The 15,600-nt window shown below is 41.0% G+C and carries 13 protein-coding genes; 7 read left to right on the top strand and 6 right to left on the bottom strand.

Annotated elements, in window-relative coordinates; genetic code table 11:
• Positions 1 to 20 precede the first annotated feature (20 nt).
• On the bottom strand, positions 21 to 2,501 hold the full coding sequence (locus ACLFKQ_RS07950) for a glycosyltransferase family 39 protein (protein WP_448999262.1): 2,481 nt from the start codon (positions 2,499 to 2,501) through the stop codon (positions 21 to 23).
• Between the two features lie 11 nt (positions 2,502 to 2,512).
• Positions 2,513 to 2,950: a GNAT family N-acetyltransferase gene (locus ACLFKQ_RS07955; protein WP_448999263.1), complete on the bottom strand. Its 438-nt coding sequence runs from the start codon at positions 2,948 to 2,950 to the stop codon at positions 2,513 to 2,515.
• A gap of 123 nt (positions 2,951 to 3,073) precedes the next feature.
• Between ACLFKQ_RS07955 and ACLFKQ_RS07960 the strand changes: the two genes are divergently transcribed.
• The 4 genes from ACLFKQ_RS07960 (at position 3,074) to ACLFKQ_RS07975 (ending at position 7,339) form a co-directional block, all read left to right on the top strand.
• Positions 3,074 to 4,864 carry an SLC13 family permease gene (locus ACLFKQ_RS07960; protein WP_448999481.1) on the top strand — a complete coding sequence of 597 codons (1,791 nt, stop codon included), beginning with the start codon at positions 3,074 to 3,076 and terminating at the stop codon, positions 4,862 to 4,864.
• 87 nt (positions 4,865 to 4,951) lie between these two features.
• A complete protein-coding gene (locus ACLFKQ_RS07965) occupies positions 4,952 to 5,956 on the top strand; it encodes a thiamine phosphate synthase (protein ID WP_448999264.1) in 1,005 nt (334 codons plus the stop codon).
• Positions 5,957 to 6,121: 165 nt separating this feature from the next.
• The gene (thiS, locus tag ACLFKQ_RS07970; protein ID WP_448999265.1) at positions 6,122 to 6,325 is read left to right on the top strand and encodes a sulfur carrier protein ThiS; all 204 of its coding nucleotides are present in this window, start codon (positions 6,122 to 6,124) and stop codon (positions 6,323 to 6,325) included.
• Positions 6,326 to 6,394: 69 nt separating this feature from the next.
• Positions 6,395 to 7,339: a DUF1517 domain-containing protein gene (locus ACLFKQ_RS07975; protein WP_448999266.1), complete on the top strand. Its 945-nt coding sequence runs from the start codon at positions 6,395 to 6,397 to the stop codon at positions 7,337 to 7,339.
• A gap of 47 nt (positions 7,340 to 7,386) precedes the next feature.
• On the opposite strand, the gene ACLFKQ_RS07980 is transcribed toward ACLFKQ_RS07975, so the two are convergent.
• Together ACLFKQ_RS07980 and ACLFKQ_RS07985 are read right to left on the bottom strand one after the other, a co-directional pair.
• A complete protein-coding gene (locus ACLFKQ_RS07980; protein ID WP_448999267.1) occupies positions 7,387 to 7,803 on the bottom strand; it encodes a hypothetical protein in 417 nt (138 codons plus the stop codon).
• A gap of 282 nt (positions 7,804 to 8,085) precedes the next feature.
• Positions 8,086 to 8,628, bottom strand: a complete 543-nt coding sequence (locus tag ACLFKQ_RS07985) for a DUF456 domain-containing protein (protein WP_448999268.1) — start codon at positions 8,626 to 8,628, stop codon at positions 8,086 to 8,088.
• Between the two features lie 485 nt (positions 8,629 to 9,113).
• Between ACLFKQ_RS07985 and ACLFKQ_RS07990 the strand changes: the two genes are divergently transcribed.
• A complete protein-coding gene (locus ACLFKQ_RS07990; RefSeq protein ID WP_448999269.1) occupies positions 9,114 to 9,641 on the top strand; it encodes a DUF6658 family protein in 528 nt (175 codons plus the stop codon).
• A gap of 155 nt (positions 9,642 to 9,796) precedes the next feature.
• Here ACLFKQ_RS07990 and ACLFKQ_RS07995 read toward each other — a convergent pair whose 3' ends face one another.
• Both ACLFKQ_RS07995 and ACLFKQ_RS08000 read right to left on the bottom strand, forming a co-directional pair.
• Entirely contained in the window at positions 9,797 to 10,480 is a 684-nt protein-coding gene (locus ACLFKQ_RS07995; protein ID WP_448999270.1) for a DNA-3-methyladenine glycosylase family protein, read from the bottom strand.
• Positions 10,481 to 10,491: 11 nt separating this feature from the next.
• Positions 10,492 to 12,714 carry a glycosyltransferase gene (locus ACLFKQ_RS08000; protein ID WP_448999271.1) on the bottom strand — a complete coding sequence of 741 codons (2,223 nt, stop codon included), beginning with the start codon at positions 12,712 to 12,714 and terminating at the stop codon, positions 10,492 to 10,494.
• Positions 12,715 to 13,441: 727 nt separating this feature from the next.
• Between ACLFKQ_RS08000 and ACLFKQ_RS08005 the strand changes: the two genes are divergently transcribed.
• Positions 13,442 to 15,010 (top strand): cation:proton antiporter, encoded by a 1,569-nt coding sequence (locus ACLFKQ_RS08005; RefSeq protein WP_448999272.1) that lies wholly within the window; start codon positions 13,442 to 13,444, stop codon positions 15,008 to 15,010.
• Between the two features lie 189 nt (positions 15,011 to 15,199).
• Positions 15,200 to 15,565 (top strand): DUF2237 family protein, encoded by a 366-nt coding sequence (locus tag ACLFKQ_RS08010; RefSeq protein ID WP_448999273.1) that lies wholly within the window; start codon positions 15,200 to 15,202, stop codon positions 15,563 to 15,565.
• Positions 15,566 to 15,600: the final 35 nt, after the last annotated feature.

Raw genomic sequence — 15,600 nt, forward strand, 5'->3', positions numbered from 1 at the left:
AAGGCTCATTCGAGCTGTTGTTATTGCAATAAATCCCAAGCTTTAATCAAGTTACCCTGCATCAGCGCGGCGACACCTTGAAGAGTTCGTAATTCAGCAATATTGGGATCGATCTTAGCAGCGATATCTAATTTGTTAGCTGCAATCTGGGGCTGCCAGTCGTAGAGATAGACAAAAGCAAGATAGGCATAACCGTAGGGATTTTTAGGATCTAACTCGGTAATTTTGGTAAAAGTAGCGATCGCGCTATTTACATCTTGCTGCAATACTTGAGATAGTGCTACTGCATACAGCCAGTCCAGTCTTTGCTGAAGACTAATATTATCTCGTTCTAAGCGGTAGGATAAAGCTAACTCTGTTTGCGGCAAATAATCTTGTCTGCCGTCATATTGATTGATTCTGGCAGTTTGTGCGAAAATCGGCTCTAAGCTTCCGATACTGTTCGCCATCTGAGGTGCGATCGCTCGTAACTGAGTAACCGAATCTAATTCGCGTGCGGGTTTGGCTATAGTGTTATTAGCAATAGTAATAGTGGCGGAAGGAACATCTATGGGAGAGGTTTTACCCGTATCGCGGTTGAGGTAAGTCCCTTTGAGAGTATATTCACCCTCAGCAATATTTTTTGGTGGCAACATTGCCGTTCGTTCGATAACTTGAAAAGTAGCATCAAAATCTAGTTTTCTACCAGTTTCTAATGCACCCATACCGATGCCATGGTCGTGTAGCCAGAAAGATTTGTTGCTAGAGTCATTTTTTTCCCAAGTCAATAACAGTAAACCCGATCGCAACTCCGACCAACTTCCAGACCATTGATAGGTAACGGGAATGGGTGCGCCTGGAGGTGAAGTTTCTGGGATCGTAATATTTTGTAAAGAAATTTTGCTGGAAGATTTAGCAGCGATCGCTTTTACTTCAACTAGCGGTAACTTGCGGTGATAGAGTTTTAAATCGCTGTTATCGGGAAGTTGCCAGCTTCGATGTAAATTAAAATCCCCTCCAGATTCTACCAAATCTACCATTGCTGGTTGAGCATCGGGAATCGAACCCTGGTCGCCCGTTTTAGTAACAAACCAGTCGAGCGATCTCCCATCGGCTACAACTTCATTTTCTCTCACTCCTACCTGACGACCAAATACTTGAAAGTTTTTTAGTCCGCCATAATAAGAAAAATTATGCTGATTGATTTCGGGAGTAGAAGGTAATACGCCCAAAGTCGAGCGCAAATAGGGAGAGGTGTTAATCATTTCTCGAATAACTTCTTTATGGGGATATGATTTACCAGTGTAAGGATGTTGTTGAAAGTAGGGACTCAGTTTGGCTGTAATCGTATTTCCTCCCCAAGAAAATAAGTTAAATAGCATTAAAATTATCGCCAATAAAACCGTTCCCCAACGAATGTAGTGTTGCCAGCGTCCCGTCCATGACATTAAACCCGCAGCCAAGATTAAAGATAGGACGGGTAACAAAGGTAAGATGTAGCGAGCATCCTTATTGATATTTAAAGAAGAAAGTAGATAACCACCGATTAGGAATACTGTTAACCAACCCCATTCAACCATACGAAACATAGGGAGATAGGAAGATGGAGATATAGGGAGAGTTTTACTGTACTTACGGATGGCGTAGAAAATAAAACCAGCAATAGGAATTATAAATAATAGCCAGGAAAGCAAATAGGGTAAAATTTTAGCGTAATACGTCCACGCATCCAGAGTATGTAGTGCCGGATCGCCTTCGGCGATTGCCGAATCTACGGTAGCCCGTTTTCCAGATGTCAGAATTAATAGCCAGTTAGTACGATACCAAGGAAAACAAATTGCTACCCCGATTGAGATACTGGCGACAAGCTGAATCAAACGCCACCATTGCCGATTTTTCAGACAAGCAGTAAATAGCCACAAAATCGGAAAAAATAGAAAAAATAAAGCGGTTTGTTTGAGTAAAACCGCTAAGCCAAGGGAAATACCAAATAGTATTGCCGTGAATGTATTGTTTTTTAGTTTCCAGAGAGTTAATAACCAAAAACTAAGAGTCACCATCGCCGTTAGCGGATAGTCCAGCAAAAACTCCAGGCGATAGTAATATAATCCCGGCAATAGCTGACATAATCCAGCCGCCCATAACCCTACCGTAGGGTTAAATAAAATTACTCCCAAACCGTAAGTAGCAACCAGCAAAACTGCACTATAAAGCAGCATTACAGCAGTTGCCGCATCTCGGCTATTGCCGAGCAAATCGAAGAAAGGGACGGTCAAAATATAGTGAAACGGGGGAATCTTATTAGATCGCAGCCAAAACTCCCGCCACCAGTTACCATCAAACCAATGAGGAGTTTGTAAAGCACTCCAGTAGTTTAATACCCCGTTGAGATAATCAGCCCGATCCCAGTCTGGTACAGAATTATCCATAGCAAACCACAGGCGATCGACGACCGCACCGACTAACCAGATTACGCCGAGGATAGCTAAACCTCGCTGCCAACTGAGTTTTTGCTGTTTCACCAGTCTTATTCCTACGACAACTGCTTAATCATCTTGACATGGGGGATACCCGCTTCGGTAAAATTATGCCCGGTCGATACAAATCCCAAGTCTTCGTATAAACCCTTAATATATTCTTGAGCGTGGACGATAGCTGTTTTATATTTGCGATCGCGAGCTAGCTCCAAAGCGACGAGAGTCAACTTAGTTCCGATACCTTGCCTTCTAGCAGTAGGTAAAATAGCCAGCCTTTCGATTTTTACAGTTTTAGCGGCAATACATCTAATTCTCGCCGTTCCTACAGGTCGATTATCTAAATAGGCTAAAAGCTGGGTTGCTGCTATGTCCAGACCATCAAATTCTAGTTCGGCACTGACTCCTTGTTCTTCTTGAAAGACTTTGGTTCTAATCTCTTTAATTGGCTGAGAATATTCGCCATAGCTAACAACTTTGATTTCTAGCTGACTCATTAATAATTTATCACTTTAGTTTTAACTGATTACCGTACTGTAATACCTCATTTTTTGCCGATCTAGGTTATGCTCACTAAAAAGTTTTCCCAGTCAAGAGCTAACCAACTGAACTAAATGGACATCGACATCATACTAACTCTCGGCGTTCTCAGCTTGACTTTAATTGCCTTTGTTAGAGAATGGTTCCCTGTAGACTTAACCGCAATTACCGCTGCAATTTTACTGATGGTATTGGGCTTGGTAACCCCTGAAGAAGGTGTAGCTGGATTTGGTAATACTGCCACTATTACTGTGATGGCAATGTTCATTCTTAGTGCGGGAGTAACTCGCACTGGTGCAATTCAGGTGGTTAGAGACTGGTTGTTACTGTGGAACGGCAAGAATACAGTCGGGCAAGTCTTAGTTATGGGGATATTAGTCGGTTCTATTAGTGCGGTAATTAATAATACGGCGATCGTGGCAATCTTTATTCCGATTATTGAAGATTATTCCAAAAAAAAGGGAGTTTCGGTTTCCAAGCTATTAATGCCCTTGTCCTTTGCTTCTATTCTGGGAGGAACGCTGACTCTGATTGGCACCTCGACTAATATCTTGGCTAGTGGCTTATCTCAGAAATACGGACAGGGAGGATTCAGGTTATTTCAATTTACTCCGTTAGGGATTATTGTTTTTGGCGTAGGGCTATTATATATCGCTCTGGCTGCACCAAAACTTCTACCAAATCGCAAGCCAGTTAGTAGCGGTAACTTCAGTCAGGATTATCAACTAAAAGATTACGTCACCGAAATTGTAGTTAGTCCCAATTCAAGTTTAAATGGTCAAACCATTCGTCAAAGTGAAATTCAGCGCAAATTCGACGTTGACGTACTAGAGTTAGTCCGCGACGGCAGTCACTTCCCCCAACCAATAGCCGATAAAAAAATTTGCGTAGGAGATATTTTATTAGTTCGCGGTAGTCGTCAAGATTTACTACAAATTAGAGATGAAAGAGGAGTCGAAATTCTGGCTGATGTTAAATTCAACCAAACAGAACTAGAAACCGAACTCAATACCGGGGAAGAACAAATTGGCGAGGTGTTAATCTTATCTAATTCCCGTTTGATCGGAACTACTCTCAAAGACTTACGCTTTCGTCAACGCTATAATGCTACGGTATTGGCAATTCGTCGCGGACAGGAATTGTTGCGGGAAAGATTGGGTAGAGTTCCCCTCCGTTTTGGGGATCTACTTTTGGTACAGGGACCAAAGCAAAGTTTTTTGGGTTTGCAGACCACAAGAGAACTTCTAGTTTTAGAACAACGAGATGTGGATTACTTGCGACTGGATAAAGCTAGAGTTGCAGTGTTAATTTGTCTTGGGGTAATTTTGGCTGCTGCTTTTAATTTGACCTCAATTATGGTTAGTGCTTTGGCAGGAGTGGTGTTAATGGTACTCACTGGCTGTCTCAAACCAGGAGAAATCTACGGTGCAGTGCGTTGGGATGTTATATTTTTGCTGGCGGGATTGATTCCTTTAGGAACGGCGATGCAAAAGTCTGGTGCAACAGAATTGCTAGCTAGTCCCCTATTGTTTATCGGCAGTAATTTATCTGGTTATTGGATGTTGCTATTTTTTTATCTTGCCACTTCGCTGCTGACGGCAATTCTTTCTAATAGTGCTGCGGTTTTATTAATGATTCCCATCGGCATCCAAGTTGCTGAAGTTTTGGGTTTAAATGCTCTATCAATTATGTTTGCGATTACCTTTGCTGCGTCTAACAGTTTTATGACTCCCATTGGCTATCAAACTAATACCATGATCTACAGTCCTGGGGGATACAAATTTATTGATTATGTCAGGTTGGGAACGCCTTTAAGTATTTTAATGACAATAATTACTCCTGCCTTAATTATTTGGCTGTATGGTTTGTAGTTCTAAAAAATCAAAAAATTAATCGAAGCAGATAAAGATACAATGTGAACTAGCTTTTTTATATAACAACTTTTAAATAAAATAGATATGCAGCAAGCCATCTATCGCATTTTAGATGCTAATTTAGATCGTGCCAGAGAAGGACTGCGAATTATTGAAGAATGGTGTCGTTTCGGTTTAAACCATCAAGCATTAGCCGAAGAATGCAAGCAGATCCGCCAGGAAATAGCTAGTTGGCACAGTAGAGAGTTGCGTCAAGCCAGAGATACTCCAGCGGATGTGGGAACGGAGTTGACCCATTCTCTGGAAGAAACACGCCACAGTATCGAGGAATTATTGCAGGCTAATTTATGTAGAGTGCAAGAGGCGATGCGAGTATTAGAAGAATACAGCAAGTTCGATCGCCCGCAGATGGCGATCGCCTGTAAACAAATGCGTTATCGAGTCTATAATATAGAAAGTAGCTTGTTAAATAGCGATCGCCACCGACAGCTACAAACTGCTCTACTATATCTGATTACTTCTCCTTCTGAGCGGCTATTACCAATAGTAGATGATGCTTTAAAAGGGGGGTTGACTCTGGTTCAGTACCGAGATAAACAAATTGACGATTTATTCCGTCTGCAAATCGCCGAACGACTTTGCCAACTCTGTCATCAATACGGCGCATTATTTATCGTTAACGATCGCGTCGATATAGCCCTAGCCGTAAATGCTGATGGTGTACATCTCGGACAGCAAGATATCCCGATTAGTTTTGCTAGAGAAATGCTCGGCTGGCAAAAAATTATCGGTCGTTCCACTACCAACCAACAGGAAATGAAAGCGGCGATCGCTGAAGGTGCGGACTACATCGGCGTAGGTCCTGTCTATCAAACTCCAACCAAACCGAATAAGGTTGCGGCGGGACTAGACTATGTTAATTATGCTGCTAGCAAATGTCCCATTCCCTGGTTTGCTATTGGAGGAGTCGATCTCGATAACGTCAGCGAGATTCTAGCTGCAGGAGGACAAAGGGTAGCTGTAGTTCGCGCTATCATGCAAGCAGAAGAACCGGGCTTGGTGACAAGACAATTTTTATCTCTACTATAGGGGTTAGGATCGAATTACAAAGCATAATGAGAGGAAAATTATTTTAATCAGTACTATTTAATAATTTGCTCTTAGTTTTTAGTCATTTCAATCATCGAGAAGAAGATGAAGCAGGAATGATAAGCGAGCGATTATCCGGCAATATTACTCGTAGTTGGTTGACAAATGATTGATATACAAGTAAACGGAGAAACTCATTCTTGTTCTAGGGAGATTTCTTTACCCGAACTGTTGACTCAAATGGGCTTAAATCCGCGTTTAGTAGCAGTAGAATATAACGGCGAAATTTTGCATCGGCAGTATTGGACGAACACTCAACTCCAGTCTGGCGATCGCTTGGAAGTCGTAACTATTGTGGGCGGTGGCTGATTGCAAACAACCACGAGCATTTTTAAGATTTTAAGTGTGTTAGCAAATTGACAATTTATTTTATTTCTGATGAAACATAAAATTTTTAACCGTAAATTTTGGTTTAAATCGTTTTTGGCATTGTGTTTAGTCTGCATCCTAGTTTTGGGTAATGCTGGCAATGCTCTGGCAGCCCGTAGCGGCGGCAGAATTGGGGGTGGTTCATTCCGTACACCCCGAACCTATTCTCCTCCGGGTGGTGGCTATGGAGGGGGTTATCGTTCTCCAGGCTATGGTTATCCAGGTGGCGGCTTTGGCTTTCCCTTTCTATTGCCTTTCTTTGGTTTTGGCGGTGGTGGTTTATTCACCATTCTGATCTTTATTGCCATTGCTAATTTTTTAGTCAGAAGCTTGAGAAATGCTAGTAGCGGCGACACTGGCTACAATAGTTCTCAAGTTTCCGTGGCACAAGTACAGGTAGGTTTGCTCTCTAATGCTCGCGAGCTACAGTCAGAACTAAATCGTCTGGCTTTAACTGCCGATACCAATTCGGCATCTGGACGCGCTACAGTGGCACAAGAAGCGAGCTTGGCTCTATTGCGTCACCCTGAATATTGGGTATATGGCGCGTCACAATCGCAAAAAACCGATATTGATAGTGCAGAAGCTAAGTTCAATCAACTGGCTTTGAGCGAACGCAGTAAATTTACTAGTGAAACTCTGAGTAATGTCGATAGCGTAGTGCGACAAGCTGAAGCTAAAGATTTAGCTCCCAGCCAGGAAAGTTCGGCAATTCAGCAAGTTCCCGAAACGGGAGAATTTATCATTGCTACGATCATCGTAGGCGTACAGGGTAGTTTGAGACTTCCTGAAGTTAACAGTTCAGAAGATTTGCGCCAAGCACTACAGCAAATTGGCGGTGTCGGTAGCGATCGCCTGTTAGCCATAGAAGTCTTGTGGACGCCACAGGCAGAAGAAGATACTCTATCGACTAACGATATTTTGGCTTATTATCCCAATTTAAAATTAGTTTAGAGTTATAAAAAAAACTCGAGGATTTGGCAGCCGCCAAATCCGACCGATTAATTGTTAGCTGAGAGACGCGACTTAATTTTGTTTAATTGTTGCTGGGTATTTACGGGCGATCGCGGTTGGGGCAGTTGAGTATTGGGCCAATTGTCTAAATCGCTACAGGGACACGAAAGCTCTTGAATTCCCAGGTCGGTAACGGGAACGGGCATGTCGCATCTGGCACAGGAGTCGATATTCCAACCAGAAGAAAGTAACTCTTCAACAGTATTATCCGTTCCTTCAAGAGCATATTCTTTGCCCCCTGCAGAGAGGACTTGCTGCCAGCACTCTTCAAACTCTGCAGAATAGCGATCTTTTTGAATTATCGAACTCGGCAAAAACTCTTTTTGCCCATTGCGCCAGAGTAACTTCTTACCCAATTGAAACCAGTAAGCGAGATATCGTTTTACTTTTTGTTCGGATGCCATTTAATTTAAAATTACTTACTCCTTATAATTAATCAGTGTAGTTTATTGCACTGTAGCCGAAGAATACTCAATCTAAATTGTTTATTTAGATTAGATAAGAAAACTTACAGCAATTTCGAGCTAAAAAGCCAAAAAAAGTATAGAAAGGCTATCGCCCAAATTCCGCCGTAAATGTAGCCAATTTTGGCTCGGTAAGAACTAGATTTGTTTTTACTGACAGATAGATGAATAGTTAAGCCGATGGGAGTTAGCAAAAACAATGCTGAAGCAAATAAATATCCACTATCCATCTAGATGAACCAGAGACCAAGTACTAATAACAAAAATAATTACCGCTAAAGCAGCCAGAATTGCCTCGATGACATTACCAATGATTGAAGCAACAACTACACCCATGCTAGCTTTAAATGCTTGTTTTACCCTAGCACTGCCCGCTAGATTACTGCGGTAGAGATATTCTCCGATAAACGCTCCTAAAATAGCACCTATTAATACCCCGACTAGCGGTCCTCCCAATGGCAAAGTAGGTAGTAAGCCAAAAAAGCCCAAGATCATGCCCACTATTGCTCCTATTTGACCCCATTTACTCGCACCCGCTCGTCGAACCCCAAAATAAAGTGCTAAGTATTCTACTACCGCACTTAACAATAAGACGATAAAAACTAGAATTAACGGCCACCCGACACCAGCAAAGTTAGTAGCCACACTCCAAATTAAAATAGCAACTAAAATAATCCCGCTACCTGGAAGTCCGGGAATAATCGCTCCGATGACCCCGACGATCATTAAAGCCAATACAATCCAGTAAATAGTTATCAAGTCCATATTTTAGCAGGCAAGTAGAAAACAGACGAGCAGACGACATCAACCAAGTCAAACTTTTCTCGTCTTCTTTCAAGATCTTAGAATACCTGATGACTCTCTGCTTGAGATGTCTAACTTGCTGCTTGAGATGTCTAACTTGGAAACGATTGAAAGCATGGTAATACAAGCACCAAAATAATCTAGTTTCTGTCTGGGGAATGAAAAATTAGCCGCTCGTTTGTCTGAGAATGAGACTTTTGTTAGAAGCAATTAAATTCGCGATCGGCAAGTATAGGCAATAAGTGAGTGTGGAGTAACAAAACAAATATTATAGTTCGCGATTGGTTTTATTACAGTCTAGGCTGTTAACCACCTTTTTAAGACGGTATCCTGCTGACTGTTGTAAACCTGTAAACCGCGATCGCAGAAATATTTTTAACTAGTTTTTGCTAGTAAGCTTTTTGACACTCTAGTATCTAAAACAAACAATAAATTTTAAATTTCTCATGAAAAAAATAGCTAATTTTCTCAACCAATGGCAGCTTAGTAAGCTACTAACTAGTTTCGTTCTGGCAGCAGTGTTATTATTAACCACAGCCTGTAATAGCGGTGACGAACTAGGGGCGCGTCCTCAAAATCCACCAGTTCAGTTAGGTGGACAAAATAATCCTCATAAAGGCGGAGGCGATGACTATACTCAGTATAAAGTTCCTACCGATCCCAGACTAGAAAAGGACGACCGCGCTAGTTTACTACAGCCCCTAGCAACGGCGATCGCGGCAGATATTCCCGACAAAAGCGATGAAGGTATACTGTATCCCAACACTACTTCTGCCAAATCTTTAGATAGCGATAAAGATTTTGTCAGTCCCCAACGCAAACGAGAGTTGCTCGATCCCACACAAATACCTGCCAAGCAACAACGACCCAATCTCGATCGCTCCGATCCTAATTCCCGTCTTTTAGAAAAAACCGGGCGAATGTTTGATGATGCGTCTGAATTTTTACCTGATTTAGAGAAAGCAGTGCAATAAAAAGTAGGAAATAGAAAGTAGAAAGCGGCGAGACCCCGCGCAGTCTTACGGCGCAAGGGAACGCTCGCCAAGAAAGTAAGAAGTCTTTTTGGCAAGAGGCAATAAATAATAGATAGTGGGTAGTGGTTAATACTTACCCCTACTAAATATTAATCTTACCTACTCTCTGCTACCTCTACTTTTTTCCCTCGATTCAAATAATAATGCCAGAGAATTTTAGTAGCGATCGCTCTCCAAGGTCGCCAAGCTTCGGCAATTAATAATAATTCGGCGGGTTTGGGTCTAGTAGCTAAGTTTTTGATTTGCTCTACGGCGATCGCTACAGCTAAATCCCCTGGAGGAAAAACATCAGGACGTTGCAAAGCCATCATTAAGTACATGTCTACCGTCCAATTACCGATGCCTTTAATTTTAGTCAACTCCCTTCTAATAGCAAGATCGTCTAATTTTTGAAGCTGGTCGAAATTCAACTGTCCGCTTACGACTGCACTAGCTAATTCGCGACCGTATCTGGATTTTTGCCGGCTAAAGCCAACTGCTTTAAGTTGAAAATCGTTTAAAACCAAAAAACTCTCTGGAGTTAGAGGTTTGGCTGTGGCGCAGAGGCGGTCGTATACTGCCCGAGCAGAAGCAAGAGAAACCTGTTGTTCTAAAATAATCCGAATTAGAGTTGCAAAACCGGGCTTTCTCTGCCAACTAGGTGGTTTTCCTAACGAGTTAACCACTCTAGCCAAATCGCGATCGCGTTGAATTAGTTCTCGTAATCCTAAACTTAAGTTTGATTCGAGGGAAAATTGGTTTTCAGTTACAATCTCGTTAGTCTCAGTCACATCTTGCATGTAGAAGCAGTTTAGTATTGCTCGACCAATTGACGGGCTTTTTTCCGATTTAAAAATATTAACGGTCTGAGCAACATTTTACAGAGAATCAAAAGTGACTGTAATTCTCCTGGTGCTTTTCGTCTCTGCCATTGACCAGGACGACAGTAAAGCAGATGTATCAACTGTCTGTGCTGGGGCAAAGTCAACTCAGAGAATTTAACCACCGCTCTATATCCTTCATCTTGAATACAGCTACGAGTAATATATCCCGATAGGATTAGGTTTTCAGCGATAATTTCTACGGTTATTTTAGTACTTAGAGCTACTGCCGGATCTAACAAAACTTCCATACCTACTTCCGAGATTTTTTGGGTAACTCCGTAGTAAATGCGATCGCCACTGGTAATTTTTATCTGTTGACGATTGGCAAACCATTCGTAAAAACTCGGTAGGGGTATATCTAATAAAGTAATAAGGGCAACGCAAATGGTCATCAGATTGTAAACACTCCACCACAAACCAATATTTATCGTATTGGACTGGATATTTATAATGCTGAGATAAAAGCTAATTATCGTTGCCATCAATAAGACAATTAAAGGTAGTGCCAAATTCCAATTGTAGCGAAACTGATTTCTCGCCTCTCCTTTGGGAGTTACTTTGAAACCTCGAGCAAAAGGACTAAACATCACACTGATTACCGAAATCGCCACTGGAACAGCCTGTAGTAAAACATACAAATCGGCAAGTAGTGCCGAGCGGGAGCGTTCGTTCAACCAGGCAAAGCAGGTCAACAGCATTACATAATAAGGAATGAACATATATAGTCCTTCGGCAGGAGTAGCTAAAACTGGATTTAAGCCACCGAAAATACAGATGAGAGGAACGAATAAAAAAAAGAGACGAGGAATACAGGTAAACCAGTGACAAAATAACTCTAAATGTCCCAATCTCTGCCACAAATTCAAGCCAGGAATAGTTAAGGGATTAGACTTGATAAAAAACGCTTGTAAAGTTCCCCGCGACCAACGCAATCTTTGGTCGATGTGAGCGGCAATACTCTCTGCAGCCAAACCAGCACTTAGTTTTTCATTTAAGTAAACCAGTTCGTAACCTCGAGCAGACAACTGAATTCCCGTAAAGTAATCTTCGCAAATCGAGTCCGTGGAAAAATTGCCAATTTCTTGTAATGCTTCTCGTCTGACTACAAAAGAAGTTCCGGCACAGACTAAGCTACCGGCACCATCCTTAATTGGCTGCGCTTGACGATAAAAGAGTTCTTCTTCAGTAGTTAAAATATTTTCCAAACCTAAGTTTTTGGCAATGGGATCGCTGTTGTAAAAGCTCTGGGGAGTCTGAACTAAACCAACTTTGGGATTGATAAAAAAGCCAATGGTTCTTTCTAAAAAATTAGTTGTCGGTACGAAATCCGCATCAAAAACGACAATTAGCTCGCTACTGGTACGAGCGATCGCATGATTTAAATTACCTGCTTTAGCATGTGAATTATCGGGTCTGGTAAGATATTTACAGCCTAATTCTTTGGCTAATTTTCTAATTTGTGGTCTTTTGGTGTCATCCAAGACATAAATTTTTTTATGCTCGTAGTTAAGAGCTTGACAGCCAATAATAGTTCTTTTAAGAATAAAGTCTGGTTCGTTGTAGGTAGGAATTAAAATATCGACGCTAGGGCTATATTTTTTTTCGATAACTGCTTGACTGTAAAAATTTGCTTGCGACTTTCTATCTTTAACCGTGAACATTAACAGTAGCTGTAGCGTTGCTGACGCCATAGCGACAAATTCCATAAACAGTAGCGTTAAGCTAAAGATACCATCGGTAGGATTACTTAGATTGAGTGTAGAAAGAGATCTCCAGAGTAAATAGCGGATTACTAAAATAAATAAAATACCTGCTACCAGGCGGCGCGACCATATTTTAGGGGTAGGAGATAGCTTCATAACTATTTGTGCCAATAAAAACAAAACCAGAGTCGGCACTAATAGATAATATTCATTACCCCATTGTGGTGGCATCAGCCAACTTGGAGGATTTTCTTGAACTAGGTGTAACCGAATAAATAATTCCGTAACATGGGTATTGCCTAGTAACCAAGAAATGGCAATACTACTAAAAAAACTCAGTATCCCTATGATTATTAAAGTGGGTAGGCGAACAGAAAAATTTGAAGATAGCCCCCAGTTGACAAAAACTCTGTTTCTATGTTTTGATACTGGTTTAATAGTTTGCATATCCGCTAATCTCTATCCATATTGATTCGGGTAGGCACAATTTAACAAAACATTTGTGAATTTCTAGTTAACGTTTGAGGCATCTTCGAGGGAAATATATTTGTAGAGTTATTTCGTTCCTCTTGAGGATGAGTAAGAAACGATAATTAATATAAAGACTATTTATTTAATTAATAATTGATTTTTATCAGGATGCGCTTGCTAAACCTAAAAAATTTGACTTTCAGTCTACCAAAGTGGTTATTTTTCGCGGCGTAGCAAATTATAGTTAGTACTAGTGTGACGGAGGATACAAACTAAAACTCGCTCGGTTAAAGCGATCGCCTCGAGTAATTTCAGTTCTTAAAACAAATGAATCAATCGGCGATCTACTTATCGAGTTTTGCACTTTTATTTAGTAAAGAATGAGTGCTCGCTTACAGTAAGGTAAATTATTTATTCACGGAGTAACACATTAATTGAAATACTGCAGAATCTTTGCTACGAAAAATTGGTTCGATCTGTAGAAACTCGATTTCTAGTTGTTTTTCTAAAACATGACCGATAAAAGTTTTGCCCGCTCCTTTTAATCCTACTAGTAGTAATAGAACGCAGGGGTTTGTATTAAACGATCTATATATCTCCATCCTCTATCAGAACTGCGATCGAATAACAATTTAACCTTACAACGGATGAAGGATAAAATTATGCGAGCGACATTAGGTTTATTACTCGTATGGAATTGTTGATGAACGTCGATCCTGGTCTATCCGAGGCTTCTATTAAAGGAAATTTAGAGCAATTTTTGGTTGTTTTATCGGTATCTTTGTCTGTAGCTACAGTTTCTCGCATTTTTAGCTGGTTTAGGCAGATTCCCTATACTTTACTCTTAGTAATTGTCGGACTCGCTCTAGCTTTTGTGGACATTCGTTTAGTTAGTCTTTCTCCCGAACTCATTCTAGAGATTTTTCTGCCGCCGTTACTATTTGAAGCAGCTTGGAATATTCGCTGGCGCAGTCTGCAAAATAGTTTGTTGCCAGTCGGTTTGTTTGCCATAGTCGGCGTAATCATTTCCGTATTAGGCGTAGCATATGGACTCAGCACCCTTACCGATTTAACCTTGCCGACTGCATTATTAGTAGGTGCTAGCTTAGCAGCAACCGATCCGGTTTCGGTAGTAGCTTTGTTTCGCGAGTTGGGTGCTAGCAAACGGCTGACAATAGTTATGGAAGGAGAAAGTCTATTTAATGATGGTGTAGCGGTAGTTGCTTTTCTCTTGTTGGTAGATATTCCTCTAGGCAATGCTGAGTTCGATCTAACTACTACCGTCGTTCGCTTTTTCACCTTTGTCGGCATTGGTTTGGGGATTGGTACTACTATTGGCTTTGGGATTTCTTATCTTACTCAAAGATTCGATTTGCCGTTAGTAGAACAATCTTTGACTCTAGTTTCTGCCTATGGAACTTATTTGATTACCGAAGAACTAGGCGGTTCTGGGGTTATTGGCGTAGTTACAGTAGGGGTAATTTTAGGTAACTTTGGCTCGCGTATCGGGATGAACCCCCGCACGCGGCTTTTAGTTTCGGAATTTTGGGACTTTCTGGCTTTCTTTGTCAATTCAATTGTTTTTTTGTTGATCGGCGATCAGATAAACTTTACTCGTTTAGAAGATAATTTAGACTTGATTGGAGTGGCGATCGCGGCTGTATTATTAACTAGGTTTATCGTCATTTTTGGTTTGGGCAGTATCAGTAATTTATTTACTAAATCTAAAATTAATTGGCGCGAACAAACCGTTCTCTGGTGGGGAGGTTTGAGAGGTTCGGTATCTATTGCCGTTGCCTTAAGCGTTCCCGTCTTCCTCAATGGTAGAGAAGAAATTATCGATACCGTGTTTGGGGTAGTGTTGTTTACCCTTTTGGTTCAAGGCTTGACTACTAAGTGGCTATTGGGAAGTCTAAACTTAATTGGCGATCAACCCCTACGTCAAGAATATTCAGAATTATTGGCAAGAAAAGTGGCTTTAGGTCGAGTTTTAGATTATTTAGCTAATAATGACCTCGCCGACGGCATCGATCCCGAATACTATCGCTATCAACAAGGATTGGTTAAAGGACAGTTACAAAGTATTGAAAGCAAGATCGAGCAAATGCAAAAAGAACATGCTAACTTGCGATCGCTCAGCATCGAGCAGTTACAAGAGCAACTATTAGATATTGAAGCCGATACTTATGCCGAATTTATTCGCGCTGGTAAGTTAAACAATAGGCTTTCTCCTGTCTTGCAAGAAATCATTGCCAAGGCTGGAGATACTTAAAACTCAAGCTAAGAGAAAAATTATCTTGACGTTCTATTTCCTAGGTTCTACTTCTCACTTTTGGCACTGCCATAAAATTAGATTGGATGGGGAAAATTTTGGCTTTGATTTGGCAATTAACTATAAAACCAGATCGCCGTTCATGATTTTTTCACTAGGTGATGTTTAGCAATACTGGCAAAATAAATTATGAAATCAGCTAAAAACGTTCTGGGTGAAGAATTACAAATTTGCTGTACTTCACCGATGACGGGATTTTATCGTACTGGAAAATGCGAAACTAGCTCTCAAGATTTTGGGGTACACGTAGTTTGCGCTCGAGTTACTGAAGAATTTTTAGTTTTTAGCAAACAACAGGGTAACGATTTAACTACACCTCTACCAATGTATAATTTTCCCGGGTTGAAACCAGGAGATTGCTGGTGTCTCTGCGCTGCTCGTTGGAAAAAAGCTTTAGATGCGGGAATCGCCCCACCGATAAACCTGCCAGCTACCCATGAGGCGATGTTAAATTACTTTCCTCTTGAAGTTCTCCAAGAGCATTCAATTGACTAGTGGAAGACTACCTCAATTGGTATAACGGATTCAAA

This window comes from Myxosarcina sp. GI1(2024) (assembly GCF_053543375.1).